At 61.1% G+C, this 26,377-nt stretch carries 28 protein-coding genes and 1 tRNA gene; 22 read left to right on the top strand and 7 right to left on the bottom strand.

The window, feature by feature from the left end; translation table 11 throughout:
- Positions 1-71 precede the first annotated feature (71 nt).
- Complete coding sequence (locus tag HWX34_RS03450; RefSeq protein ID WP_178971001.1) at positions 72-1,046, top strand: LysR family transcriptional regulator; 975 nt, start codon at positions 72-74, stop codon at positions 1,044-1,046.
- 153 nt (positions 1,047-1,199) lie between these two features.
- Entirely contained in the window at positions 1,200-1,577 is a 378-nt protein-coding gene (locus tag HWX34_RS03445) for a hypothetical protein (RefSeq protein WP_178971000.1), read from the top strand.
- A gap of 198 nt (positions 1,578-1,775) precedes the next feature.
- Here HWX34_RS03445 and HWX34_RS03440 read toward each other — a convergent pair.
- Positions 1,776-1,849 (bottom strand) — tRNA-Gly (locus HWX34_RS03440).
- Between the two features lie 219 nt (positions 1,850-2,068).
- Here HWX34_RS03440 and HWX34_RS03435 point away from each other — a divergent pair.
- The 6 genes from HWX34_RS03435 to HWX34_RS03410 all read left to right on the top strand — a co-directional run bounded on the left by HWX34_RS03435 (position 2,069) and on the right by HWX34_RS03410 (position 8,470).
- Positions 2,069-2,635 carry a DUF4337 domain-containing protein gene (locus tag HWX34_RS03435; protein ID WP_178970999.1) on the top strand — a complete coding sequence of 189 codons (567 nt, stop codon included), beginning with the start codon at positions 2,069-2,071 and terminating at the stop codon, positions 2,633-2,635.
- A gap of 127 nt (positions 2,636-2,762) precedes the next feature.
- Positions 2,763-3,806, top strand: a complete 1,044-nt coding sequence (gene hflK / locus HWX34_RS03430; RefSeq protein WP_370459663.1) for an FtsH protease activity modulator HflK — start codon at positions 2,763-2,765, stop codon at positions 3,804-3,806.
- Complete coding sequence (hflC, locus tag HWX34_RS03425) at positions 3,806-4,684, top strand: protease modulator HflC (RefSeq protein WP_178970997.1); 879 nt, start codon at positions 3,806-3,808, stop codon at positions 4,682-4,684. Before hflK ends, hflC begins: the two co-directional genes overlap by 1 nt.
- Complete coding sequence (locus HWX34_RS03420; protein ID WP_218645042.1) at positions 4,681-5,943, top strand: NRAMP family divalent metal transporter; 1,263 nt, start codon at positions 4,681-4,683, stop codon at positions 5,941-5,943. Before hflC ends, HWX34_RS03420 begins: the two co-directional genes overlap by 4 nt.
- Positions 5,944-5,976: 33 nt before the next feature.
- Positions 5,977-7,128 (top strand): YjbE family putative metal transport protein, encoded by a 1,152-nt coding sequence (locus HWX34_RS03415; RefSeq protein WP_255496570.1) that lies wholly within the window; start codon positions 5,977-5,979, stop codon positions 7,126-7,128.
- Positions 7,129-7,210: 82 nt separating this feature from the next.
- Complete coding sequence (locus HWX34_RS03410; protein ID WP_178970995.1) at positions 7,211-8,470, top strand: DUF1615 domain-containing protein; 1,260 nt, start codon at positions 7,211-7,213, stop codon at positions 8,468-8,470.
- A 45-nt stretch (positions 8,471-8,515) separates the two neighbouring features.
- Here the strand turns inward: HWX34_RS03410 and HWX34_RS03405 are convergent, their stop codons facing one another.
- The 5 genes from HWX34_RS03405 to HWX34_RS03385 all read right to left on the bottom strand — a co-directional run bounded on the left by HWX34_RS03405 (position 8,516) and on the right by HWX34_RS03385 (position 13,176).
- Positions 8,516-9,184: an HAD family phosphatase gene (locus tag HWX34_RS03405; RefSeq protein WP_255496558.1), complete on the bottom strand. Its 669-nt coding sequence runs from the start codon at positions 9,182-9,184 to the stop codon at positions 8,516-8,518.
- A complete protein-coding gene (locus tag HWX34_RS03400; protein WP_178970993.1) occupies positions 9,184-10,188 on the bottom strand; it encodes an ABC transporter ATP-binding protein in 1,005 nt (334 codons plus the stop codon). Before HWX34_RS03400 ends, HWX34_RS03405 begins: the two co-directional genes overlap by 1 nt.
- Positions 10,189-10,214: 26 nt before the next feature.
- Positions 10,215-11,006, bottom strand: coding sequence for an ABC transporter permease (locus HWX34_RS03395; RefSeq protein WP_045845566.1), 792 nt, complete (start codon positions 11,004-11,006; stop codon positions 10,215-10,217).
- Positions 11,003-11,914: an ABC transporter permease subunit gene (locus HWX34_RS03390; RefSeq protein WP_178970992.1), complete on the bottom strand. Its 912-nt coding sequence runs from the start codon at positions 11,912-11,914 to the stop codon at positions 11,003-11,005. Before HWX34_RS03390 ends, HWX34_RS03395 begins: the two co-directional genes overlap by 4 nt.
- A gap of 164 nt (positions 11,915-12,078) precedes the next feature.
- Positions 12,079-13,176 carry an ABC transporter substrate-binding protein gene (locus HWX34_RS03385; RefSeq protein WP_178970991.1) on the bottom strand — a complete coding sequence of 366 codons (1,098 nt, stop codon included), beginning with the start codon at positions 13,174-13,176 and terminating at the stop codon, positions 12,079-12,081.
- A gap of 213 nt (positions 13,177-13,389) precedes the next feature.
- On the opposite strand from HWX34_RS03385, the gene HWX34_RS03380 reads away from it, so the two are divergent.
- The 11 genes from HWX34_RS03380 (at position 13,390) to HWX34_RS03330 (ending at position 22,256) form a co-directional block, all read left to right on the top strand.
- A complete protein-coding gene (locus HWX34_RS03380; protein ID WP_178970990.1) occupies positions 13,390-14,115 on the top strand; it encodes a UTRA domain-containing protein in 726 nt (241 codons plus the stop codon).
- Between the two features lie 179 nt (positions 14,116-14,294).
- Positions 14,295-14,822 carry a hypothetical protein gene (locus HWX34_RS03375; RefSeq protein WP_178970989.1) on the top strand — a complete coding sequence of 176 codons (528 nt, stop codon included), beginning with the start codon at positions 14,295-14,297 and terminating at the stop codon, positions 14,820-14,822.
- Positions 14,823-14,886: 64 nt separating this feature from the next.
- Complete coding sequence (locus HWX34_RS03370; RefSeq protein ID WP_178970953.1) at positions 14,887-15,429, top strand: hypothetical protein; 543 nt, start codon at positions 14,887-14,889, stop codon at positions 15,427-15,429.
- Between the two features lie 243 nt (positions 15,430-15,672).
- Complete coding sequence (locus HWX34_RS03365) at positions 15,673-16,665, top strand: asparaginase (protein ID WP_178970988.1); 993 nt, start codon at positions 15,673-15,675, stop codon at positions 16,663-16,665.
- Positions 16,666-17,565: 900 nt separating this feature from the next.
- Positions 17,566-18,123, top strand: coding sequence for an ATP-binding protein (locus HWX34_RS03360; RefSeq protein ID WP_178970987.1), 558 nt, complete (start codon positions 17,566-17,568; stop codon positions 18,121-18,123).
- A 200-nt stretch (positions 18,124-18,323) separates the two neighbouring features.
- The gene (locus HWX34_RS03355; RefSeq protein ID WP_045845571.1) at positions 18,324-18,539 is read left to right on the top strand and encodes an RNA-binding S4 domain-containing protein; all 216 of its coding nucleotides are present in this window, start codon (positions 18,324-18,326) and stop codon (positions 18,537-18,539) included.
- Positions 18,539-18,724: an oxidoreductase-like domain-containing protein gene (locus tag HWX34_RS03350; RefSeq protein WP_178970986.1), complete on the top strand. Its 186-nt coding sequence runs from the start codon at positions 18,539-18,541 to the stop codon at positions 18,722-18,724. The genes HWX34_RS03355 and HWX34_RS03350 overlap by 1 nt, the downstream gene beginning before the upstream one ends.
- A gap of 3 nt (positions 18,725-18,727) precedes the next feature.
- Positions 18,728-19,594: a 3',5'-nucleoside bisphosphate phosphatase gene (locus HWX34_RS03345; protein WP_178970985.1), complete on the top strand. Its 867-nt coding sequence runs from the start codon at positions 18,728-18,730 to the stop codon at positions 19,592-19,594.
- A gap of 20 nt (positions 19,595-19,614) precedes the next feature.
- Positions 19,615-20,235 (top strand): L-threonylcarbamoyladenylate synthase, encoded by a 621-nt coding sequence (locus tag HWX34_RS03340; protein WP_178970984.1) that lies wholly within the window; start codon positions 19,615-19,617, stop codon positions 20,233-20,235.
- A gap of 71 nt (positions 20,236-20,306) precedes the next feature.
- Positions 20,307-20,948 (top strand): site-2 protease family protein, encoded by a 642-nt coding sequence (locus HWX34_RS03335; RefSeq protein ID WP_178970983.1) that lies wholly within the window; start codon positions 20,307-20,309, stop codon positions 20,946-20,948.
- A gap of 111 nt (positions 20,949-21,059) precedes the next feature.
- Positions 21,060-22,256: a tryptophan--tRNA ligase gene (locus HWX34_RS03330; RefSeq protein ID WP_178970982.1), complete on the top strand. Its 1,197-nt coding sequence runs from the start codon at positions 21,060-21,062 to the stop codon at positions 22,254-22,256.
- 129 nt (positions 22,257-22,385) lie between these two features.
- On the opposite strand, the gene HWX34_RS03325 is transcribed toward HWX34_RS03330, so the two are convergent.
- The gene (locus HWX34_RS03325; protein ID WP_178970981.1) at positions 22,386-23,378 is read right to left on the bottom strand and encodes an arginine deiminase-related protein; all 993 of its coding nucleotides are present in this window, start codon (positions 23,376-23,378) and stop codon (positions 22,386-22,388) included.
- Positions 23,379-23,478: 100 nt separating this feature from the next.
- Between HWX34_RS03325 and HWX34_RS03320 the strand changes: the two genes are divergently transcribed.
- From HWX34_RS03320 to scpB, 3 genes are all read left to right on the top strand, one after another.
- Positions 23,479-24,375, top strand: coding sequence for a LysR family transcriptional regulator (locus tag HWX34_RS03320; RefSeq protein ID WP_178970980.1), 897 nt, complete (start codon positions 23,479-23,481; stop codon positions 24,373-24,375).
- Positions 24,372-25,202 (top strand): ScpA family protein, encoded by an 831-nt coding sequence (locus HWX34_RS03315; RefSeq protein ID WP_178970979.1) that lies wholly within the window; start codon positions 24,372-24,374, stop codon positions 25,200-25,202. Before HWX34_RS03320 ends, HWX34_RS03315 begins: the two co-directional genes overlap by 4 nt.
- 143 nt (positions 25,203-25,345) lie before the next feature.
- A complete protein-coding gene (gene scpB / locus HWX34_RS03310) occupies positions 25,346-25,978 on the top strand; it encodes an SMC-Scp complex subunit ScpB (RefSeq protein WP_178970978.1) in 633 nt (210 codons plus the stop codon).
- Positions 25,979-26,377 lie beyond the last annotated feature (399 nt).

The raw sequence follows: 26,377 nt of genomic DNA, 5'->3' as shown, positions 1-26,377 counted from the left end.
TGTGATGCATGTGTAGGCGCGTGGATTAAAGATCTGTTATACGTATTACGTATGACAAAAAGAGGCTGTCCATGATGGATGACATTCAAGAGCCGGGCCGTGCATTGCGGACAGCAATGCCCTTGCAAGCAGGAACGGGTGAGCGCATCGAGCTGATGCTGACCTTTCTGAAAATTGTCGAGGCTGGCAGCCTGTCCGCAGCAGCGCAGCAGCTGGGTACGACCCAGCCCACCATCAGCCGCCGCTTGCAAATGCTGGAACGCTCGCTGGGTTTGCGCCTGCTGCAACGTACTACCCACACCATGCGGCTGACCCAGGATGGCGAGCGCTGCTATGAGCGCGCCAAGGAGCTGCTGGCCGGTTGGGCGCGTTTTGAATCCGAACTCAAAGGGGCCAGGGAAGAACCAGAGGGCGTGCTGCGCGTGATCGTGCCGCACGCCTTTGGCCAAGAACGCTTGATCGGCCCGCTGGCTCGCTACCTGCAACAGCATGCCGGCATGTCGGTGGAGTGGCTGCTGCATGATGACCGCGCCATTCAGGACTACATTGCCGCCGGTATCGACTGTGCGATACAGGTGGGAGAAGTGACCGACCCTGGCCTGGTGGCACTGCCGCTGGCCCAGGTGCCGCGCATCGTGGTGGCTGCGCCATCTTTGCTCGATGGCCAGGCGATTCCGCAAGACGCAGCCGAACTGGCCGCGCTGCCCTGGCTGGCTTTGCGCACCTTTTACCGCAACGAGGTGCAGTTGACCCACTCAGAGACGGGCAGGCACAAGCGCATTCAGATTCGCCCGCGTTTCAGCACCGACAGCCTGTATGCCTTGCGCAGTGCGGCCTTGCAGGGTGTTGGGGTAGGAATAGGCTCACGCTGGGTGATGACCGAATACCTGGAACAAGGGCAGTTGATCCAGCTGGCACCGAAATGGCAGGCCGCGCCATTGCCGGTCAGCCTGGTTTATCCCTATGCCCGTTTCTATCCTGCGCGCCTGCGCCGTTTTATTGATCTGGTACGCGCCGAAGCCCCGGCCATTTTTGGCGAGACGTGAGGGCATGAGGAAGGAATGCCGGGCATCAGATACTTGCTGTGTCGTCTGGACAAGCTCGGACATACTGCTTGTTCGACCTTGTGACTGGCCGTAGAGCCACTCTGGCTGCTCACTTAATGACCACAAGCATGCGCTGCCATACTCGCGATTAACTTGAAGAAAACCAGCGAAGCACATCCATACAGGAAAAGCTGTGTGGGTATGGTCTGTGTTCGCTTTATGTCCTCGATTGCCATCCTCACGATCACTATCAGCAAGGCTGCAAGAGCGATGGCGAAGATGATGGCAAACAGCGCAACCGGAGTACCCCTCAGCGACCGTATGAATGCGGAGCAGGGGCTGGATAGCCAGGCTGCGATCAGCGTGTTCAACACCATGAACAGCAGTGCGTACGAGCGGGTTAATTTCATTTGCTGCCGTAGCCTCCTCAAAGAGCCGACATTATCACCAACACTGGCAGCCGCGCTTCAGGATCCTATCCTTGTCTTGTGTTTTGGCGGCATCTTTGCGGGTTTCAGGCAGTTAAGGTGATCTTGTTCTTGCTGTTAATGATGATCTAGCGATCAGAGGCAATGCAAAGAAGGCAGGCCTGGACCAAACATCGGCGTACAACATGGGCTGTCTTGGACATCGATTTCTCAGTCATGTGTAACACCCACAGGGGAAAATAAATGAAAAAAGCCATTGAGGATCAGTGGGTTACTGAAATTCAATGGCTTTTTGCGAATCTGGAGCGGGCGATGGGAATCGAACCCACGGCACAAGCTTGGGAAGCTTGGGTATTACCATTATACGACGCCCGCGAAGGGGTGCATTGTAACCGGCTTTTCTCTTGCTGGGTAGTTGCTTGTGCGCAAGCGCGGCGAGCAGCCGGGGCCGGATGGTGCAGGACGGCGCGCTGATACAAAAACTGCACACAAACCCACTTGATTGACAGGGGTTCGCGCGCGAGCATGCCGGCCATGCTTGCGGAATAATAACGGCGGTCAGCACTATATCGCCGGGCAAACAGGGAGTGACAGATGGCGGAAGAAGAATACGAAATCGCGGGTTTACATGAAAAGCTGCTGGAGGAAGAGGCTGAAAAAGGTCAGCTGGCACAGAAGATTGCCTTGCTGACGGCGATTCTGGCCACTATTGGTGCGATATTCAGCTACCAGAGCGGGGCCAAGCAGAATGAAGCCTTGTTCCTGAAAAACCAGAGCATTCTCAAGCAGTCCGAGGCCTCGGACGCCTGGGGCTACTATCAGGCCAAATCCACCAAGGCGCATCTGGACCAGCTGGCGCTGGTACTGGTGACCGATCCGGCGCAGAAAGCCCGTTTCCAGGCGGACTTGCAAAAGCAGCAAACCCAGCAGGCCGAGCAGTTGAAGAAAGCCCAGGCCTTGCAGGAGGAATCGCGTCGCCTGAGTGAGGAGTCAGAGAAGGTGCTGCGCCCGCACGAGCGCATGGCACTGGCGATGACCTTGATCCAGATTGCCGTGGCCATGGCCTCCATCACCGTGCTGACCCAGCGGCGCTGGTTGCTGGCGGTGTCGCTGGTGTCGGCCCTGGGCGGCATAGGGCTGGCCATCAGCACCTGGCTATAGCATCGGCAAGCGCAGAGGGATGTCATCCGCTAATAACCATGCTGCGTTGTAGACAATCATGCCGTATCAGTCTGGACAAAAGCAGTCGGCAAGTGCGGGGCGGGCCCGCAACAAGAAAGGCAAAGCAGTGCAACAAGACGAAGCCGGTCAAGCGGCAACACAGGGCGCGCCACGCATTAGCTGGGCGCAGCGGGTGGATTATTATCTGGATGTAATGGGCATGCGCGGCAAAGGCTTGCTGCTGCTGGGCGGCTTGCTGGCTACCGGCTGGATCATGGCCGGCATTTACAAGGTACAGCCGGATGAGCAGGGCGTGGTGCTGCGCCTGGGCCGCTGGGTGGATACCACGCAGGCCGGTTTGCATTACCACCTGCCCTGGCCGATTGAAACCGTGCTGTTGCCCAAGGTTACCCAGATCAAGCAGCTGAAGTTGTCCAACCTGTACGACGGGGTGACGGGCGACTCCAGCGACCCGCGTGACAAGCAAATGCTGACCGGCGACGAAAACATTGTCGAGGCCGATGGCGTGGTGTTCTGGCGCATCAAGGATGCCGGACAGTTTTTGTTCAAGGTAAACAACCCGGAAACTTCGCTGCGCATTGCCGCCGAAAGCGCCATGCGCGAGGTGGTGTCGCGTACGCCGATTCAGGCGGTGATGTCCAACCGTCGCCAGCAGGTGGCCGATGAAACCCGTGAGTTGCTGCAAACCCGGCTGGATCAGGCACAAAGCGGCATTCTGGTGACGCAGGTGCAGTTGCAGCGGGTGGACCCTCCTGCCGCGGTGATCGATGCTTTCAACGATGTGCAGCGCGCCCGTGCCGACCAGGAGCGTGCCCGTAACGAAGCCCAGGCCTACAGCAACGATATTTTGCCTAAGGCTCGTGGCGATGCCGCCCGCATCCTGCAGGAGGCGCAGGCCTATCAGAGCCAGGTGGTAAACCTGGCGCAGGGCGAGGCCAAGCGCTTTGATTCGGTGTACCAGAGCTATGCCCAGGCCAAGGATGTCACCGCCTGGCGGCTGTATCTGGACAGCATGGACGAAGTGCTGAAGAAGGCCAGCAAGGTGGTGGTGGATTCCTCCGGCAAGGGCGGTAATGGCGGCGTGCTGCCGCTATTGCAGCTGCAAGACAAAGACAAAGACAAGGCCAAGCCCAGCAAGGAGACCCGTTGATGGCTACTTCCTACAAGGGCGCGGGCATCGTGGCCGCGCTGGCTGCCGTGTGGCTGCTGTCGTCTTCTTTCTACACCCTGAGCGAGGGGCAGAAGGGCCTGATCATCCGTCTGGGCGCGCCCATCGACGTGGATGCCGAGCCCGGCCTCAAGTTCAAGCTGCCGCTGGTGGACAGCTTGCAGTTTTACGATGTGCGTCTGCAAACGCTGGCGCCGCCGCCGGAGCAGATCATCCTGGGCGATGAAAAACGGGTGGAAGTGGAAACCTATACCCGTTACCGCATTGCCAACCCGCTGCGTTTTTATCAGGCACTGCGCACCGAGGATCAGGCGCGTCTGCAACTGACCCAACTGGTGAGCACCTCCTTGCGGCGCGAGCTGGGCAAGGTGCCGCTCAAGGCCCTGCTGTCGGAGGAGCGCACCCGCATCGTGCAGCAAATCCAGCAGGAAACCGCCACCCGCGCCCGCACGCTAGGCATTGAGGTCACCGAAGTACGCCTGCACCGCGCGGACCTGCCGCTGGAAACCAGCCAGGCCATTTACGACCGCATGAAGTCGGCACGTCAGCAAGAAGCCAAGGAACTGCGCGCGCAAGGCGCGCAATGGGCACAGGAAATCCAGGCCAAGGCCGAAGGCGAACGCACGGTGATTCTGTCCGAGGCACAGCGCCAGAGCGCCATCATCCATGGTGAGGGCGATGCCCAGGCCAACCGCATTCTGGCGGCCGCCTTCAGCAAGGACCCCAAGTTCTACAAGTTCTACCGCTCCTTGCAGACTTACCGTCAGGCGCTGTCGGATTCGGCTCCTACACTGTTGCTGACACCGGATTCCGCCTTGCTGCATGACTTCCGCAACGGCCCGGCCAACAGCAAACCATGAGCCAGCTGGCCAGCACCTTGCGCACGCTTGTACCGCTGCCGCTGAACCGCCTGCAACGGCTGGTCGCCACGCTGGGGCCGGGGCTGGTGGTGATGCTGGCCGATACCGATGCCGGCAGTGTGCTGACGGCAGCCCAGAGCGGTGCGCAATGGGGTTATCGCTTGCTGCTGTTGCAGTTTCTCATCATTCCGCTGCTGTTCATGGTGCAGGAGCTGACGGTGCGGCTGGCGCTGTCCAGCGGCAAGGGCTATGGCGAACTGGTGCTGCAACACTTTGGTCGTGGCTGGGCGCGGCTGTCCACTGCGGCCCTGATCCTCAGCTGCTTTGGCGCGCTGCTGACCGAAATGAGCGGCCTGTCCGGCGTGGCGCAGCTGTATGGCGTACCGGTATGGCAGAGCGTGGCGGTGGTGGCGCTGTTGATTTTCCTGATGGTGGCCAGCGGCAGTTACCGCCAGGTGGAGCGCATGGCCATGTTGCTGGGCGTGGCCGAGCTGGCCTTCCTGTGGATGGCCTGGCGCGCCTGGCCGCAGTGGTCCCATATCCGCCAGCAGATATTGCAGCTCCCCCTGCACGACAGCAGTTACCTGTATTTGCTGGCGGCAAACCTGGGCAGCAGCGTGATGCCGTGGACCGTGTTCTATCAACAGTCCGCCTTGATCGACAAGGGCTTGAATCTGTCCGACCTGCGTGCAGCGCGCATGGACACCATGCTGGGGGCCGTGCTGTGCCAGCTGATCACCGCCGCCGTGCTGATTGCCGCGGCCTCAGTGTTTGCCGGGCATGGCGCGGTATTGCTGGATACCATTCCGCAGCTGGCCACCGCCTTTGGTGCGGCGCTGGGGCCGCTGGCCGGGCGCTTGCTGTTTGCACTGGCACTGAGCGGCGGCGCACTGGTTGCGACCATCGTGGTGTGCCTGTCCGCCGCCTGGGCGCTGGGTGAGCTGGGCGGGCGGCATCATGCGCTGGCCGAACATCCGCGCGCCGCGCCCTGGTTTTATGCGGCATTCGCCCTGATGCTGTTGCTGGCGGCTGCCGTGGTGACCATCAGCCCCAGCCTGGTACGGCTGTCGATTGCCACCGGCGTGCTCAATGCGGTGCTGTTGCCGCTGGTATTGTGTTTTCTGTACCGGTTGGCACGCAGCGAGCTGCCGGCCGGCTTGCGACTGCAAGGACCGTATGCCCTGGTGGTGGCGGTGCTGTTTATTCTGGCTGGTGGGCTGGGCTTGTTTGCCGGCATCACCGGTGCGCTGGCTGCCTGAGGCAGCAGGCCCGATTGCAATGGAAAGGGTGTGATGGAGCTGGATGGTTTGATGCAGGCACTGGGCATGACACTGCAAGTGTTCATGCTGGACCTGATTCTGAGTGGCGACAATGCGCTGGTCATTGCGGTGGCCTGCCGTTCGCTGCCGCCGCAGCTGATGCGCAAGGCCGTGTTGCTGGGCACCGGTTTTGCCATTTTGCTGCGTGTTCTGCTGACCACCGTGGTGGGTTTCCTGCTGCAAGTGCCCTTGCTCAAGTTGCTGGGCGCCGGTTTGCTGATCAGCATTGCCATCAAGCTGTTACTGGGCGATGACGAGGCCGACAGCCTGCCCGGTAACGCCGCGGACAGCCGCCAGCTGTGGTCGGCAGTGTCCGTGGTGGTAATGGCAGACCTGGTACTCAGCCTGGATAATGTGGTGGCACTGGCCGCCGCCGCGCAAGGCAGTGTGCTGTACCTGATTCTGGGCCTGCTGTTCAGCGTGCCTTTGCTGATGTACGGCAGTCTGCTGATTGCCCGCCTGCTGAACGATTACCCGCTGCTGCTGCCCTTGGGTGCCAGCCTGCTGGCCTGGGTGGCAGGGCAGCTGGCGGTGAATGACCCGCTGGTGCTGGACTGGGTGAATACCCAGGCACCGGCCTTGCAAGTGGTGGTGCCGCTGTTGTGCGTGGTGTTCGTGCTGGTGGAAAGCCGCATCATCCGCGAACGCGCTCCCGGACTGACGCCACCACCACCACTGGGCTGGCTGGATGGGCTGATGGGCCGTCTGGCGCGGATTGGCGAGGCAGGAGGCATGGCGGAGCCGACCACCCAGGCTGCATCGTCTTCCCCAGCCGCTGCGTCCATTCCCCCTGCGGTCGTCGTCAGCCTGCCGCAGCCTGCCCCGCCTGTCCCGACTCAGGAGGCGACAGCTGAAATGCTGACTGCCACCCTGCCGGTGAGTACGGAGCAGCCCGGCAATGCACCGCAGGATGGCGCAGCGCCGGTCTCCGCCCGCTCACCTGCAACGCCCAAACGGCCACGTGCAGACGGGCTGCTGGGCTCGCCGCGCATGGCTCTGCTGGTAAAGGTCTTATTGGGCGTGGCTGCTTTGGTGGGTATTTGCGCACTGGGCTGGCTGGTATTCCATTTGCTGAGCCAGGGCTTTTTGCCCACCCCGGCACCCAGCCACAAAATCAAACACTGATGCATACGGCCATGCCCCGGCATGGCAGCATCACGATTCCGGCGTCCGCATTCCAGCTGGACGTCCTTGAAGGACTTTCTGCATGTACCGTTATTTGTCGGTGGCGGCATTACTGGGCTTGACCGGTTGTGCCGCCACGGTGGCCCCGGTGGCCCAGCCTGTTCCCGCGCCTGCTCCCATCTTGCGCCCGGCCCCGATGCCGGACCCGCAAAGCCTGTTGCCCGCACCGGTCGTCAAACCGGTAGCGCCTGCCCCGCTTGTTGCTCCCGCCAGCAAACCGCTGCCCTTGCCGCTGCAACCGGCCTATGCTAACGAGCAGGAGGGTAGCGCCTTGCTGGACAAGCTGCTGCCGCGTGGCATTCCGGCGCGGCGCGAATGGCATGGCGACATCATGACCGCCTTCAGCCATCTGAAAATTCCGTATGCGCCGCAATACTTCTGCGCGGTGCTGGCGGTGGCGGAGCAGGAGTCCGGTTTCAATCCGGACCCGGTGGTGCCGAATTTGTCCAGGATTGTCTGGGGGCAGATTGAAGAGCGGCGGCAGAAGTATTTCATCCCCTCGCTGGTGGTGGATGCGGCCATGCTGAAGAAATCCCCCAATGGCCAGACTTATAAAGAACGGGTGAATGCCCTGCGTACCAAGAAGCAGATGAATGCGCTGTTTGAAGACATGATCCGCGAACTGCCGTTCGGCCAGACCATCTTCGAACACAAGAACCCCATCCGCGATGGCGGGCCCATGCAGGTGAGCGTAGCCTTTGCCGAAACCCAGGTGCGCGCCTGGCCTTACCCCTACAGCTATACCAGCTTGCGCGACGAAGTGTTCAGCCTGCGCGGCAGTGTGTATTTCGGCACCGCCATCCTGCTGCAATACCCCATCAGCTATCCGGACATGGTGTACCGCTTTGCCGACTACAACGCCGGGCGCTATGCCAGCCGCAATGCAGCCTTCCAGCAGGCGGTGCAGCATCTGTCCGGGCAAAAGCTGGCGCTGGATGGTGACATCATGCTGTATAGCGACAAGATGAACCGTGTGCTGTCCGGTGCCACCAGCGATACTCAGCGTGCTCTCAACGGCCTGGCCGGACGTTTGCGTATGAGCCCGGACGAGATGGCACGCGATCTGCGTCAGGAGAAACTGGCGGCCTTCAGCCAGACTGAGGTCTACAAGCGGGTGTTTGCGCTGGCCGACCAGTCCGGCAAGGCGGCACCACGCCAGATCATCCCGCAGATCGTGCTGATCAGCCCCAAGTTTACCCATCAGCTGACGACGGAATGGTTTGCCAAGCGGGTAGATGGGCGCTACGAAAAGTGCATGGAGCGCGGTGGCTTCCGGCCCTGATCCATGCGCTGTACCAGCAAAAACGGCCCTCGCAAGGGCCGTTTTTCATGTGGCGGGCTGCGTCTGGCGAGACCAGAACAAGGGCTGCCAGCCCTGCTGTGCCGCCACGGCGGCAAGCTTGGGGTCGGCATTCACCGTGTAAGCCACATCCACCGTCTGCAGCAGCGGCACATCGTTGATGGAGTCGCTGTAACCGTGGCTCCCCGCCAGGCTCTGGCCATGTTGTTGCAGCCATTGTTGCAGGCGGATCACCTTGCCTTGCTGATAAGTCATCACGCCATGCGTGTGGCCGGTGTAGCAACCTGCCTCGGTGGCCAGCTGGATGGCCAGGAAATCATCCGCCCCCAGATAGCGCGAGATCGGCCCTACCAGATGCTCGCCGGTGGCGGAGATCACCAGCAAGGTACGGCCTTCGGCCTTGTAACGTGCCAGCGTGTCGCGTGCCTGATCGAACACGATGGGGGCGATGCTGTCGGCAATGAAACGCTCTACCCACTCCGCCACTTCCTCCACGCTGCGACCCTGCATCGGCTGCAGGGTGAAATCCATGTAGTCCTCCATGCGCAATTCGCCCCGACGGTAGGCCGCCATCAGCTCGGCTTCGCGCGGCAGCATGTCGGCGGCCGCCAGGTCGTGTTGCACCATGAATTGCAACCACAGGCTGGAGCTGTCGCCGTCGGTGAGGGTGTCGTCCAGATCGAAAATGGCCAGCATCAACGCACCTCGCGCATGTCGTCACGGCTGATCTGCAGGCGTACTTCGGTGCCGGCCGGCATCAGGTCGCTGGCCGTGCGGTTCAGCCGGTCTACCTGCAGGGTGACGCCCGCGCTTTCAATCTGGTAACGGATGATGTTGCCCAGCAACTGATGCTGACGAATGGTGCCTGCCAGGGTATCGGCCTGCTGGCTGTGGGCGTCCAGCACGTGGATGGATTCCGGGCGGATGGCCAGATGGCCGTTGATGCTCAGCCCCAGCAGGCGCTGGCTGTCGGCCGCGCCCAGCAGATTGTAATTGCCCATGAAGCGGGCGACGAATTCGGTGGCCGGTTCGGTGTACACCATTTCGGCGCGGCCTTCCTGTTCCACCCGGCCCTGGTTCATCACGAAGATGCGGTCGGACATGGTGAGCGCTTCTTCCTGATCGTGGGTGACGAAAATGGTGGTCAGGCCCAGACGGCGCTGAATGTCGCGAATCTGCTCGCGCAGGTTCTTGCGGATGCGCGCGTCCAGTGCCGACAGCGGTTCGTCCAGCAGCAGGATGCGCGGCTCCACCACCAGCGCGCGCGCCAGCGCCACCCGTTGGCGCTGACCGCCGGACAACTCGTGCGGGTAGTGGTTTTCCTTGCCGGAGAGCTCCACCAGCTTGATGACTTCCGCCACCTTGCGGGCAATCTCCGCGCTATCACATTTACGCATTTTCAGGCCAAAGCCGATGTTCTGCGTCACGTTCATGTTGGGAAACAGCGCATAGCTCTGGAACACCATGCCGATGCCGCGCTTTTGTGGCGACTGGTGGGTGATGTCTTCGCCACCCACGCGGATGTGGCCGGAGGTGGGCGTCTCAAAGCCGGCAATCATGCGCAGCACGGTGGTTTTGCCGCAGCCGGAGGGGCCGAGGAAGGTGACGAATTCACCTTGTTCGATATTCATGTTGAAGTCGTGCACCACGACATGGTCGGCAAAGCGTTTGTGCAGATTATTGATGGTGAGGTAAGCCATATTGTTTCCTTGGATTCTGTCTGGGCTCAGGCCGTCTTGCGGGCCGGGCGTGCATTGCGGGCGAATACCTGGATCAGCCCCATCGAGGCCCAGGTCACCAGGAAGGCGATGATGGCCAGTGCCGAGGGCTCGTAAGCGCGGTTGGCACCGATCAGTTGCAGGTAAGGGCCAAAGGCCGGGCGGCCCAGCAGGCTGGCCATGGTGAATTCGCCAATCACCACCGCAAAGGTGAGAAATGCTCCGGACAGGATGGCCGACTTCACATTGGGGAAAATTACCTGCAGCAAAATGCTGGGCCAGCTGGCTCCCAGGCTCTCGGCCGCTTCGGTCAGGGTGCGCACATCAATGGCGCGCAGGCCGGCGTCGATCGAGCGGTACAGATAGGGCAGGGCCAGCGTGACGTAGCTGCACATCAGCAAAAAGTCGGTGGCGCGGTCATTGCCGGTCAAGGGCAGCCAGGCGCTGCTGTTGTACAGCTTGAGGTAGCCGAACACGATGACAATGGCCGGAATCACCAGCGGCAGCAGGGTGATGAACTCCACCAGTGGACGCAGGCGTGGCAGCTTCAGCTGAATCCAGTAGGCGGTGGGCACCACCAGCAGAATGCCGACGATGATGGTGAGCACTGCCATCAAGGTGGAATAACCGAAGGTAGCCTGAAAGCCGGGGTCGGACAGCACCACCTTGTAGGCTTCAAAGCTGTAGCCGTCGCGGTTCATTTTCAGGCTGAACTCGAAAGTGGCAATCAGCGGTAGCAAAAAGTAAATGGTGCCGATGGCAATGGCCACCCAGGCTCCCAGTCGCGATGTCGATTTCATTCACGCCCCCTTTCGGCGCGGCTGCGCAGCCAGATATAGCCGGCATTGGACAGGCCGGTCACCACAATCATGCCCAGTGCCAGTGCATAGCCCAGGTTCTGGTCGTGCAGCACATCACCGCGAATCTGTGCATACAGCAGGATGGGCACGATATTGAGCGAGCTGCCGGTCAGCGCATAGGCAGTGGCTACCGCGCCAAAGGCATTGGCGAACAGCAGCAGGGTGGAGCCCAGGATGCTGGGCCACAGAATGGGCAGGGCGATATGCCACCAGTAGGCGAGGCTGCTGCCGCCCAGGCTTTCGCAGGCTTCGCGCCATTCGGCACGCAGGCCGTCAATGGCCGGGGTGACAATCAGCACCATCAGTGGAATCTGGAAGTACAGATAAGTCAGCGTCAGACCAATAAAGCTGAGAATGGAAAAACCGGTGCTGTACAGGTCGAAGTCGGCATAGTTGCGTAGCAGTACCGTCACCAGACCCATGCGGCCCAGGGTGGACAGAAAGGCAAACGACAGCGGGATACCGGCAAAGTTGGATGCCACTCCGGAGAAGGTCATCAGCGTGGGGCGAATCCAGCCGGGCAGGCCGCCCTGAATGGCCGCCAGCGCCAGCAACAGGCCGATCAGGCCGCCACCCAGTGCGGACGCGGCGCTGACTTCAAAGCTGATCCAGTAGGCCGACAGAATGCTGTCGTCAAACAGTTTGGCAATATTGCCCAGGGTGAAATGGCCGTTGGCATCCTGAAACGCGCCTATCATCAGCGTGGCGGTGGGCAGGATGAGAAACAGCAGGGCAAACAGGAAAAACGGTACCACGCCCAGCCAGTTCAGGGCAGACGGTGCCAGTCGCGGGCGCGCCTGTCCGGCTTCGGGCGGGCAGTGGGTGACGGAATCGGGTGAAGTGGGCATCCGTGGTGCAGCCTCGTAAAAATGGGGAAGCCCGGCATGGGCAGGGGTCTGCCGTGCTGTTGTGCTGCCTGGTGGGCAGGTCGGGTCTGTCCCGGTGACAGGATGGGGTAAACGTCATGGCCGCTGCAGCGGCCATGACGGCAAGGCAGATCAGCAGAGCAGGCTTACTTGACGTTGCTGCCCACTACGCTGTCCCACTGCTTGGTAATGACGGCCTTGTAGACCTCCTGCTGTTCCAGCGTCGGGAACACAGCCTTCTTGTAGTTGGCCGCGGCTGGCAGCTTGGACAGCAGGGCGGCCGGGACTTTCTTGCGTGCTGCCAGGTCGTTGAAGCGGCTGGGGTGGCAGTAGCCCTTCAGCCAGCCCAGTTGGCCTTCGTCGGAATACAGGTATTCCATCCACAGCTTGGCGGCATTCGGGTGCGGGGCGTAGGCGCTGATGGCCTGTACATACACGCCGGCCACTACGCCGGACTTCGGTACCACGACCGCCACTTTCGGGTTGCCCTTCAGGGTGTCGCGGTCGGCCAGGGCGTTGTAGTCCCAGCGTACGATGATGGGGGTGGTGCCCTGGGCCAGCGAGGCCGCCTTGCCGATTACCGGCACAAAGTTGCCGTTCTTGTTCAGTTGCGAGAAGAACTTCAGGCCGGCGTCGGCAGCCTTGGCCGGGTTGCCGCCTGCTTGCGACAGGCCGGCAGCGTACACGCCCATGATGGCCTGGTTGGCGGTGCGCGGGTCACCGGCCAGGGCCACGGCGTTCTTGTATTCCGGTTTCAAGAGGTCGGCCCAGTCAGCCGGTACTTTCTTGATGATGTCGGTGTTCACTTCGAAAGCCAGCACGCCGTAGTAGTCGCCGTACCAATAGCCGTCCTTGTCCTTCACCGCTGCCGGGATGCTGTTCCAGGTGGACACCTTGTACGGCTGAATCAGCCCGGCTTCCTTGGCTTGCGGGCCAAAGGACAGGCCAACGTCAATCACGTCCGGCGCTTGCGGGCCCTTGTTGCCCTTGTTGGCCTTGATGGCCTCGACCTCGTCACCGGAACCGGCATCCGGGTTCAGTTCGTTCACCTTGATGCCGTACTTGGCCTTGAAGCCGGCCACCAGGTCGCCATAACCACACCAGTCATGCGGCAGGGCGATGGTGGTGAGTTCACCTTCCTGCTTTGCCGCCTTGATCAGGCTGTTCAGATCCTGTGCATGCACAGCGGAAGCACCAACACTCAGTGCGGACAAAACAACTGCGGCCATCAGCTTCTTGTTCATTGGGACGATCCTTTGGACTAGGTCAATTGAGCAGGGCGATCTTAGGCAGTGCAGATGACGAGATGATGTGCGGCAAGTTTCAGTTGCGTGTCATTTGCATGAAGTCTCGGGGCCGACCTGTTCTGGCCATAATCCGACATGCTGTCGTGCGGCTGTCATACAGCTCTGCTAAACACTAAGCGGTAGCGCAATCAACGTGGACTAGTCCAGATCATGGCAACAGAAAACAATCAGACCCAGGTGGCCCAAATACGACAGTCCTTGCTGGCGCAGATGGCGGGCGGCCTGCTGCCACCGGGCAGCAAATTACCGGCAGAGCGCACTTTGTCGCAGCTGTTTGATACCACTCGCATTACCCTGAAGGACGCCTTGCTGGCGCTGGAGGCAGAAGGCTGCATTTACCGCGAGGAGCGACGCGGCTGGTTCGTGGCCCCGCCACGGCTGGAGTACAACCCGCAGTACCGGGGACATTTCCAGCAGATGGTGCAACAGCAGCAAAGGCGGGTGGATACCCGCGTGCTGTCATCGCGCAGCATGGTGGCAGCACCGGAAATCAGCCAGCGCCTGCAATTGCCCGCACTGGCGCGGGTGTTGCAAATCTGCCGTCTGCGCAGTCTGGACGGCAGGGTAGTGTTGTACGTCGAACATTACCTGAAGCCGGAATGCTTTCCCGGCATCATGCGCGAGGATTTGTCGCAATCCCTCACCGAACTCTACCAGCAGCATTACGGCTTGCAGTACAGCCGTTCCCGCTTTGACATCACCCCCACGGCGGCGCGCGGTGCGGTGGCGCAGGCGCTGATGCTGGCCGATGGCTCGCCCATCCTGCGCATTGCCCGGGTCAATTACGACCAGCAACAGCGCATCATCGACTGCGATATCGAATACTGGCGGCACGATGCCATCCGCGTAACGGTGGACAGTCAGCCGCAGGCCTGAAGTGTGCAGTGCACCATGACATTGGCCTGAGTAGATGATTTTAAGTGCATAACAGGCATGAATTAACAATTACACACACTTTTCTTACAAACGCTTACCAAGTGATACAGCCCGGCTACAGACGGCCCGGCTTGTCCGTTGCATGCTTCGGACTGTCACGCATCAATGGAGAAACTGCGATGAACCTGTCTGAATTGCGCGCTGCACGCTGGCTGTTGCCAGCCCTGGCCACCGCCAGCCTGTCTGCCTGCGTTGTTACCCCCACGCGGACCCAGGTGGTTTACAAGCCGGTACCGGTCACGGTCCAGGTTCCTGCCGCTGTGCACTGGAATCCGGCCGAGCACCCTTATTACGGCCATGCGATGAGCGATTTGCGCCAGGCGCGTGCCCTGCTGGCACGACCGGATGTACAGCCGGTACAGGATGATGAGCGCTGGGCTGTCGGTGCCATTGACGCTGCGCTGAAGGAAATGACCCAGGCCTCCATTCAGGACGGCAAGAACCCGTGGCAGATTCCGGCCCCTGATGCCCGCCTGAGCCCGACGGACCGCTTCCACCAGGCGCTGCAATTGCTGGAACAGGCCAAGCGTGATGCCAGCCATCGCGAAGACGACCCGTGGGTGCGCGATCTGCAAGGCCGCATCCTGCACCATATCGACGATGCACACCATGCCACCCAGCAGGCCATTGCCGACGCACTACGCTAAGCCCACCGTTTTTCCTGACTCACTGCAACAACAATAAAACCGCTTGCAACTCTGGGAGATCACAATGTCTACCTTGAAAAAATCACTGGCAGCCCTGCTGCTGGCTGGCTCAGCCCTGCTGGCTGCTTCGGCGGCACAAGCCGACGACTGGCACGATAATGGCTGGCACCCGGACATGCGCCAGGACTGGCACGAAGGCATGCCCTGGCGCTTCGAGCAGCACCACTGGCACCCGGATGAACATCCTTACTACATGCATGCCATGACCGATCTGCGCCTGGCGCGTGATCTGCTGGCCCGCCCGGATCAACCGCGCGTGGAGCAGGGCGAACACCGTGCGGTGGATGCCATCAACCAGGCCCTGCATGCCATGCACGATGCGGCCATCGATGATGGCAAGAACCCCTTCCAGCGCCTGCCGCCGGATGCCGAATACCGCCCGGATGACCGTTTCCACCAGGCACTGCGCCTGCTGGACAAGGCCAAGCAGGATGCCAGCCATGAAGAGGACGACCCCTACCTGCGCGGCCTGCAGCATTACATCGTCAGTCAGATCGGTGCCGCCCAGCATGCGGTGAATGACGCCATCGGCGAAGCGCTGCGCTAAGGGCCGCTGACAAAAAACCTGCTGCTGCGTTGCGCCGCTTTGCCCTACCCTTGTACTGTCGGCGTCGGCAGGCCTTGCCCCAGCGACGCTACCTTGTCTGGTTAACCGCTCTAAGCCGTTTACTGGCTGCCAGCCCCCGTCACAGCCATGCTGTTGCGGGGGCTTTGTCATGGCGGGGATGCCGCAAATCGGCGGGTTTTGCGCTACCATGCCGGCTGTTTGATGTTGACCAAGGATGCAACCATGACCCGCCTGCTCATCCTCTATACCGGTGGCACCATCGGCATGGACCACACACCGGAAGGCCTGGCCCCGGTTCCCGGCCTGTTGCCGCGCCTGCTGGAGCGCTTCCGCACCCCGGTGCTGGACTTTGACGTGGTGGAATACCCGCAGCTGATCGACTCCTCGGCCATTGTCCCGGCCCAGTGGCAGCTGCTGATTGACGACCTGGCCGCGCGCTATGCCGCCTACGACGGCTTCGTGGTGGTGCATGGCACCGATACCATGGCCTACACCGCCAGCGTGCTGGCCTTTGCCCTGCAAGGCCTGGCCAAGCCGGTGATCGTCACCGGTGCCCAGTTGCCGCTGGTCCATCCGCGTTCGGATGGCTGGAGCAATCTGGCCGATGCGCTGGAAGCCGCCAGCCAGCCGGACTTGCACGAAGTGTGCATCGCCTTCAACCGCCTGCTGCTGCGCGGTTGCCGCGCCCGCAAGCTGGATGCCGCCAGCTTTGCCGGTTTTGACAGTCCCAACGCCCCGGCGCTGGCCAGCTTTGGTATTCAGGCGCACTGGCAGCGCCAGCACTGGCTGCGTGCCAGTCAGCCTTTCCAGCCAGTGGCGCTGGATGTTTCGCTCAAGCTGGCTACCTTCTTCCTGACGCCGGGCTATGCCAGCACGCTGGCCGGGCAGGCGATGCAGGATGGCGAACTGGATGGTGCGGTGCTGATGAGCTATGGCAATGGCAATACCCCGGCCGACCCGGTACTGCTGGATGGTGTGGCTGCGCTGAGCGCGCGTGGCGGTGCAGTATTGAATATCAGCCAGGTGGTGCATGGCGCAGTGGAAGTGGGCGCCTATGCCGCCAGTCAGCCACTGGCCCGTGCCGGTGCCATTGCCGGTGCCGACCTTACGCCGGAGGCGGCCAGCGCCAAACTGCTGGTGTTGCTGTCGCAAGGCCTGCGTGGCGATGCCCTGCGCCAGCAATTGTCCACGGTGCTGGTGGGAGAGAGCAGCTAGTCGCGTGTGATATTCCGCTACCCGGGGCGTGCCAGTGGCACGCCTTTTTTATTGCTGCAGTAGTGTGGGAATTGACTAAAAAATAAGCGGTGTTGAATTTTCCTGTATCTTCAATGATTTGCCGCATCTATCCACATCCCCTCCACATGGCGGTACACGGCAGGCGTGGAAAACTACGGGTGTTGCTCAAAAAACAGGCAGTGTTGCAAAGCCTATTTAATCTCAGTGACTTAGCTGCCTTGTCCACAGACCACACACAAGCCTGTCCCCGCTGCTTGTGTAAAAGCGCTGCCCAAGCCTGCGGCGCGACTATGCCGGGGCATACGCATCCACAAGATTGGTCTCTGCTTAAAAAATGGGCAGAAAACAAAAAAAGTTGCAGATTCATGCACTTGCCTCACTTGCCCACAGGCGATGCACAAGCCTGTCCCCGTACGGTGTGCAAAACCCTTGTCTGGCTTGCATTCCGCTGGTTTTTTACCCATGTGGGGCCATGGCCGGACGGGAGAAGGGCGCTGCAAACTGCCAGGTGAACGGATTGCCTAAAAAACAGGCAGTGAGAAAAAGAATTTAAGCATCATGCACTTAGCACATTTGCCCACAGACCGTACACAAGGCTTTCCCCGGCAGATGTGTAAAAAGGTTGGCCACACGCCAAAACGGGATGGCTGGCCGCTTGCACATGCTCAGTGGCTTGGTGAAAGGGTTGTTGCCTAAAAAACAGGCAATGGTAGAAAGTCATTGTGGTATCAGCCACTTGCCGGTGTTTTCCACAGCTCGCGCACAGGGCTGTCCCCGCCAACGGTGAGAAATAGGGTTTGTGCGGCACAAAACGTCGGCAAGACTACTGGCAGCACAGCATCCCGACGTATAATTACACTCTTTGGCAGCAGGTTTGCCGTGAGCATCATTCACCGAATCGCCGTGGTCGGGCCGGAGTCCTGCGGCAAAAGCACCTTGTCTGCCCAACTGGCTGCCAGCATGCAGGCGCAAGGCATGCGCGCCGCCCATGTGCCGGAATATGCGCGTGACTACTACGCCCATCGCCCCTACCAGGTGGCGATGTCCGACATCGAGGCCATTGCCCGCGGGCAGTTGCAGGCGGAGCAAGCCGCAGCACGGCAGTACGACTGGCTGATCTGCGACACCACGGTGCTGACCTGCAAGATATGGGCGGAAGTGGCATTCGGGCAGGCATCGCCCGCCTTGCTGCAGGATTACCGGCCGCAGGATTATGTGCTGACCCTGCTGACGGCCGCAGACATACCCTGGCAGCCCGATCCGCTGCGCAGCCATCCTGCTGAGCGCGACTGGCTGCTGGGTTTGTATCAGGCCGAACTGGTGGCAGTGGGTATTGATCCGGTGCTGCTGCAGGGGAATGAACAACAACGTCTGGATCAGGCCTGGCATGCCATGCGGCAGCTGCCGCAATGGACTGACAGTTTGCCTAAAAAATAGTCAGTCAGCACAAAGCCCTTATCATTCATGGGTTTGTTCTGCTTTTCCACAGGCCGCTCACAGGTCTGTCCCGCCGCCGGGTGGAAAACCGGTGGTCACTGCCTAAAAAACGGGCAGTGACGAATTTTGCTTTTCGCTCAAACAGTTGCAGGCCTTGTCCACAAGCGGTGCACAAGCCTGTCCAGAATGGATGTGTAAAAATGAACGAAACCTTTGCCTTGCGTAATGACTACATCGCGCTGTGCGATCTGTTGAAAACCTGCAGCGTGTGTGCCTCCGGCGGCGAAGCCAAGCATTTCATTGCCGAGGGCAATGTGGCTGTGGATGGCGTGCAGGAGCTGCGCAAAACCTGCAAGATCCGCCCCGGTCAGGTGGTGAGCGGTGACGGTTTCACCATTACGGTGGTGGCAGCCTGATGAGCGAGGCCGAACTGCCGCCGGAGGACGACCCCATGCCGCAGCCGCCGTTTGAAGTGACGGATGACATGTGTTGCGGCAGCGGTTGCGACCCCTGCATCCTCGATACCTATTACGCCGAGCTGCGCGACTACCGCAGCCGGCTGGCCGCCTGGCAGGCGCGGCACAACAAGGACGGACAATAAGCCATGGCCAGCATTGACCTGCATTTTCATTCCCATGCCTCGGACGGTGCCCTGCCGCCGGCTGAGGTGATTGCCCGCGCGGCAGAGCGTGAAGCCACGCTGGTGGCGCTGACCGACCACGACTGCACCCGCGGCCTGGCCGATGCCCGTGCCGCCGCCGCCGCCCACGGCGTGGATTTTCTCAATGGCGTGGAAGTGTCTGTCACCTGGAATGGCAAGCACACCGTGCATATTGTCGGCTTGGGCATCGACCCGGAACATCCGGCACTTGCGGCGGGCTTGCAGTCCATCCGCGATGGCCGGGTACAACGTGCACAGGAAATGTCCGACTCGTTGGCACGTATCGGTATTCACGGAGCATTCGAGGGCGCGATGGCGGTGTGTGAAAACCCGGAAATGATAGGTCGCACCCACTTTGCCCGTTTTCTGGTGAACAGCGGCGAGGTGAAAGATGTCCGCACCGTGTTCCGCAAATACCTGACGCCGGGCAAGCCGGGCTATGTGCCGCATGAATGGGCGCGACTGGCCGATGCCGTCGGCTGGATTGTCGCCTCCGGCGGCATGGCGGTGATTGCCCATCCCGGCCGTTACGATATGGGCCGCACCCTGATCGAGCGGCTGATTCTGGACTTCAAGGACGCCGGCGGGCAGGGCATCGAAGTCGCCAGCGGTAGCCACAGCCTGGACGACATGCACAAGTTTGCGCTGATCGCCCAGCGCTACGGCCTGTTGTCCAGCGCCGGCAGCGATTTCCATGCCCCGGGCGAAGGTGGCCGCGATGTGGGCCGTACCGACGATTTGCCACCCATCTGCCAGCCGGTATGGCAGGCATTGCAGGAGCGCATCATCCGCGCCCCGCGTGCGGCATAAACCAACATAAAAGCACACACATGGCACAGTTTTTCATGATTCACCCGGACAATCCGCAACAGCGGCTGATCCGGGAGGCCGCCAACATCCTGCGTAACGGCGGGGTGGTGGTGTATCCCACCGACTCCTGTTACGCACTGGGCTGCATGCTGGGCGACAAGAAGGCGATGGAGCGCATTCTGGCCATCCGCCAGATCGAACTCAAACACCACCTGACGCTGGTGTGTCACAACCTGTCCGAGCTGGCCAACTACGCCCGCGTCGACAACAGCCAGTTCCGCCAGCTCAAGGCCGCCACGCCCGGCAGCTACACCTTCATCCTGCAAGCCACCAAGGAAGTGCCGCGCCGCACCCTGCACCCCAAGCGCGCTACCATCGGCCTGCGCGTGCCGGACCACAAGGTAGCACTGGCGCTGCTGGAAGAGCTGGGCGAGCCCATCCTGTCCTGTACCCTGCTGTTGCCGGGCGACGAGGAAGCACTGACCGACCCGTATGAAATCCGCGAGCGGCTGGAGCACACCGTGGATGCGGTGATTGATGGAGGCTGGTGTGGCACCGAGCCTACCACGGTGATCGACATGACCGATGGCGTGGAACTACTGCGCCAGGGCAAGGGCGACGCGGCCATCTTCGGTCTGTAAAACCCGCACTGGAACCATCCGTGCCTGCCCCCATCTAGTGGGGGTCAACGTTTTCATTTGAAAAAGAAGCCATGGGCGATACCTCTCAACTGATCCAGCAGATCAGCATTTATGCCTTGCCAGTTTTGCTGGCCATTACCCTGCACGAAGCAGCGCATGCTTATGCGGCCAAACGTTTTGGCGATGCCACGGCCTATATGCTGGGCCGCATGACGCTGAACCCGCTCAAGCACATCGACCCGGTGGGCACGGTGCTGCTGCCGCTGTTGTCGCTGATGATGGGCGGCGTGCTGTTTGGCTGGGCCAAGCCGGTACCGGTGAATTTCGGCGCGCTGCGCAATCCGCGCTCCGGCATGCGCTGGGTGGCTGCCGCCGGGCCGCTGTCCAACTTTGTCATGGCGGTGATCTGGGTGCTGCTGTTCAAGCTGGCCATCGTCATGGATAACAGCTATTCCGAGCCGCTGGCGCTGATGAGCAAGGCCGGCATCAATATCAACGTGATGCTGATGGTGCTGAACCTGCTGCCCTTGCTGCCGCTGGATGGCGGCCGCATCGTGGAAAGCCTGCTGCCGCCCGGCATGGCCTACAAGTATTCCCGGCTGGAGCCCTATGGGATGTGGATCCTGATTGCGCTGATCTTTACCGGCGCACTGATGCCGCTGCTCAATCCCTTGCGCCAGCTGGTGTATCATCTGCTCAGTCTGTTTCTCTAACTTGCGGGAGGCCGCCTTGCCTGGTGGCCGATACAGCCTGTACCGTCCGCGCAGCAGCTTGCGCAGCCCGGCACAGGCTTTGTCATTCCCGGACCATCTGGAAATCACACCATGTTTGCCAATCGCATCCTTTCCGGCATGCGCCCCACGGGCAGCCTGCACCTGGGTCATTACCACGGCGTCATCAAGAACTGGGTAGAGCTGCAATCCAGCCATGACTGTTACTTCATGGTGGCCGACTGGCACGCGCTCACTACCAATTACGACGACGTGGCCATCATCGAAAAGAGCATCTGGGACATGGTGATCGACTGGCTGGCCGCTGGTGTCGACCCGGAAAAGGCCACGGTATTCATCCAGTCCAAGGTGCCGCAGCATGCCGAGCTGCATCTGGCACTGTCCATGGTGACCCCGCTGTCCTGGCTGGAACGCGTGCCCACCTACAAGGACCAGATCGAAAAACTGTCCACCAAGGACCTGGGCACCTACGGCTTCCTCGGCTATCCGCTGCTGCAGGCGGCCGACATCCTGGTGTACAAGGCCGGACTGGTGCCGGTGGGCGAAGACCAGGTGCCGCATATCGAACTGACCCGCGAAGTGGCGCGCCGTTTCAACAACCTGTTTGGTCGCGAACCCAATTTTGACGAACTGGCCCAAGCTGCTGCCAAGAAAATCGGCAAGCAGGGCAAGCAGTTCATGCAGCAACGTACTGCCTATCTGCAAGACGGCAATGCCGAAGCCCTGCAAGCTGCGCGCGAGATTCTGGCCGCCAGCCAGAACCTGGGCGTGGCCGACCGCGAACGTCTGGCCGGCTGGCTGGAAAACAAGGGCAAGACCATCCTGCCGGAGCCGGAAGCCAAGCTGACCGCCGCCTCGCGCATGCCGGGGCTGGACGGGCAGAAGATGTCCAAGTCCTACGGCAACACCATCACCATGCGTGAATCGCCAGAGCTGGTAAGCAAAAAAGTGAAGGCCATGCCGACCGACCCGGCCCGCGTGCGTCGTACCGATGCCGGTAATCCGGAAAAATGCCCGGTATGGCAGCTGCATCAGGTATACAGCGACCACGACACCCGCGAATGGGTGAAGCAGGGCTGTACCAGCGCCGGCATCGGCTGTCTGGACTGCAAGCAGCCGGTGATCGACGGCGTGCTGCGCGAACAGCAGCCGATGTTCGAACGTGCCGAGCAATACCTGACCCATCCGGACCTGGTGAAGGAAATCGTGTTCGAAGGCTGTCGTCGTGCCGAGAAGGTTGCCAAGGAAACCATGGGTGACGTGCGCGCTGCCATGGGGCTGGGTTTCTGAGCGCAGCTGAAAAACCGCTGTTGCAGCATCGTACTGCTGGTAGGGTCTGCACGTTTCATCTGCAATGGTGGATCAAAAAAAGCCGGAACAAACGTTCCGGCTTTTTTTATTGCGGGTGTGAGTGGGGGGTCAGTATTCCACTCTTGGCAGGAAGATTTCCGCCAGCATGCAGCGGCAACTGCCACCACCAACCGCTTCAATGGTGGGAATAGGGTTGACCACCGGCTGGCCGTGGCGCTCCAGCACCCGTTGCTGTTGCGGGGTAAAGCCTTCCCAGGCCCGCTGCGACATGGCCAGAAGCGGTGTGCCGTCGTGTGCCGCCAGTTGCAGGATATTGCCGCAGAAATGCTGCTCCACCTGCTCGTGGCTGATGCGGATCACCTCGTGGGTGGACTCCAGCGTGGCCAGCACCCGTTGGCGCTCTTCCGGCTGGTACAGGCTGTCGGTGCAGATCACTGCGATATCCTGTCCCACCGACATCATCACATTGCTGTGATAGATGGGGACGCCGTGACTGTCGGCGGTGTCGAACAACTGCACATCGTCCAGCCCGCGCAGCCGGGCGTAACGGTACAGCGCCAGCGGGTGGCAGCGCTGCGAGCGCGCGGCATAGACGCGGCGGCGGGCGTGGTCGAAAATCATCACCCCGGTGCCTTCCAGAATCAGCTCTTCTTCCCACGGGTGGCCCACCCAGCTGATCTGGTTGATCTGGTAATCGTGCTGCAGCAACAGCCGCGCCAGTTCCTCCACCCGCCGCTCCTGGCGGCGGTTGGGCGTGTGCATCGGGTAGATGTGCAGGCTGCCATCGGCACTGGTGGTAAACCAGTTATTGGGAAATACCGCATCCGGGGTGGCAATGCCGTCCGGGCTCTTTTCCAGCACCATCACCCGCAGGCCGTGGTCAGACAGGCGCTGTGTCATGGCATCGAATTCCGCCATGGCTTGTGCAGTGACGGCGGCGGCGGGCAGGTTCAGCCGGTGCTGGAACACATTGTCAGCACCGGTCTGTTCGTTAAAGGCAAAGTCGACCGGACGCACCATGACCACGGCGCGCGCCAGCTGCGGTTGTGCCGGGCGGTTCAGCGACAGGGGCTGAATCCAGGGCAGGTTTTGATTTCCCATGTGACGAATTCGGGGCGGAGTGTGGAGGGTGCTGGTATAGTAGCCAGATCAAGATCAAACAAAAAGTTGGATTTGTTTGACATTTCCATAATGATTTGGAATGGATTTTCACCTAGCCGCCCTCAAGGCCTTTGTCACCGCCGCGCGTGAGTCCTCGTTTTCCCGCGCCGCCGACTGCCTGCACCTCACCCAGCCCGGTCTGTCCAAGCGCATCCGCAGCCTGGAGGATGGCCTGCGCGTGGAATTGTTCGACCGTATTGGCCGCCGTACGGTGCTGACCGAAGCCGGACGTGCCTTCCTGCCGCATGCGCTGCGCATTCTGGCCGAGGCCGAACAAGCCAGCCAGCTGCTGCGCAGCCTGCAACCGGCCCAGGTGGGCAAGCTGCATCTGGCCACCACCCAGCACATCGGTTTGTATTACCTCAAGCCTGTGCTGGCCGATTTTGTCCGCCAGTATCCCGGCATCGACCTCACCGTAGATTTCAAGACCTCGGCCGAAACCCACAAGCTCTTGTGTCAGGGCGAACTGGAATTGGGCTTCATGTCCGAGCCGCCCTTGCACGAACAGGCGCTGGACTATGTGGCGGTGCTGGAAGAAAGACTGTGCTTTGCCGTGTCCGGGCAGCACCCGCTGGCCCTGCTGGATTCCCTGACCCTGCAGGACCTGGCGCGCTACCCCGCGCTGCTGCCCGGCAGCAATACCCGCTGCCGCCGGCTGATTGAAAACCTGTTCCAGCAACAGGCCACCCCGCTGGATGTGCGCGAGCCGTCCAATTATCTGGAGGCCCTGCGCATGCTGGTGGAGGCCGGGCTGGGCTGGACAGCGCTGCCGGAGGTGATGATCAGCAGCACCCTGTGCCGTCTGCCGCTGGCAGAATACGAACCTTCGCGTACCATCATGCTGGCCTATCACCGCAAGGTCAGCCTGTCCGGCCCGGCGCGGCTGTTTCTGGAATGGGTCAAAACCCACCCGCTTGTCGTACACTCTGCGGCATGAGTACCCCGACCACGCCCGACAACTTTGCCCTGACCGCACCGGAACTGCCGGCCGGTTTGCCTATTGCCCATGTGTTTGGCCAGCCGGTGCTGGAGGTGCCGCAAGACCTGTTCATCCCGCCCGATGCCCTGCAGGTGATTCTGGAAAGCTTCGAAGGCCCGCTGGACTTGCTGCTGTACCTGATCCGCAAGCAAAACCTGGATGTGCTGAATATCCCTATGGCCGACATCACCCGCCAGTACATGGGCTATGTGGATGCCATGCGCGCCGAACGGCTGGAGCTGGCGGCCGAATACCTGCTGATGGCGGCGCTGCTGATTGAAATCAAATCCCGCCTGCTGCTGCCGCGCCCGCCGCTGGACGAAGAAGGCGAGCCGGACGACCCGCGTGCCGAACTGGTACGTCGCCTGCTGGACTACGAACAGATGAAGCTGGCCGCGCTGGAACTGGACAAACTGCCGCAGGCCGACCGCGACTTTGCCTGGCTGGCGGTATTGATAGAACAGGGTGCCGAGGCGCGGCTGCCGGATGTTGCCGCAGTGGATCTGCGCCAGGCCTGGCTGGCCATTCTGTCCCGCGCCAAACACAAGCGCAGCCACAAGGTAGAGAAGGACGAACTGTCGGTGCGCGAGCAGATGAGCTGGATTTTGCGCTACCTGTCCGGGCGCGAATACGTGCCGTTCGAGGAACTGTTCGAAGTCGACAAGGGCGTGGCGCATCTGGTGGTCAACTTCATTGCCGTGCTGGAACTGGTGAAAGAAGGGCTGATCAAGGTGAGCCAGGACGCGGCCTATCAGCCCATCTATGTGCGCATCGCCATCAACTGATGCCGCCCACTGTTGCATACAGCACAGTCGTGAATGAATAGACAGTGTCGCCCGCGTGGATTTCATGTAAAATCCGCGGCTTCCCCCGCGCAATGTATTTCGCTCCCGTACCCCGCAAGCCGGGCCGGGCGATATCAGGTCCGATGACCACCATCACCGACTTAAACTATCTCAAGATCGTGCTGGAAACGGCATTGTTGACCGCGACGGAACCCTTGTCGGTATCCCAGCTCAAAAAGCTGTTTACCGAAGACATCAAGGCAGCCTTGCTTAACGATATCCTGGATGACATCCAGGCTGACTGGCGTGGCCGCGGTGTGGAACTGGTGAAACTGGCCAGTGGCTGGCGCTTTCGTGCCCGGGCCGAATTTACCCCCTACCTGTCACGGCTGAATCCGGAAAAGCCACCGCGCTATTCGCGTGCCGTGATGGAAACCCTGGCGATTATCGCCTACAGACAACCTGTTACCCGTGGTGATATCGAATCCATCCGTGGCGTGTCGGTATCCACCAGTGTGATGCAAACCCTGCTGGAGCGGGGTTGGATTGAAGTAATCGGGCACAAGGACGTGCCCGGCCGGCCGGGGCTGTATGCCACCACCCGCAAGTTTCTGGATGATCTTGGCTTTGTTTCGCTAAGGGATCTGCCACCGTTGGCAGACTTGGGAACACTGGTCATACCCGATGCCCAGCCACAAGAGATCGGCAGCGAAGACGCCGAAGACACTCTCCCCCTCGACGATGAGGCGGACAATCTGGAGCCACAGGCAGACTAGCCTGTGCGCTCGTACTGAAAGAGCATGATTTATGTCTACCAAAGGACAAAACAACGCCCGCCAGCCGGTGGCGCGTGTAAAGGGCCGCGAAAGCACCAGCCAGCGCCGTCAGCCTGACGCCGCCCGTGGCAATGCCCCGCAGCAGCAAGGCCGTGGCAAGCCGGGAGGCTTTGGCAAACCGCGCAACCCGCAAGAGGCCGGTGGCAAACCACAAGGCCGCCGCCCGGCACCGCGTGATGCCTATGGCAACCTGATGCAGCCGCAAACGGGTGCCGCGCCGCATGAAAGCGCACCGCTGTTCAAGATGAGCCGTGCCGAACTGGCCCAGCTGGAACTGCAACGCCAGGCTCGTGGCCTGCCGCGTGATGAAAACGGCGAACCCAACGGCAATGTGGCCGA

Source organism: Aquitalea sp. LB_tupeE, from assembly GCF_013391415.1.
GTDB lineage: Bacteria > Pseudomonadota > Gammaproteobacteria > Burkholderiales > Chromobacteriaceae > Aquitalea.
This window is presented reverse-complemented; position numbering and strand designations above follow the sequence as displayed.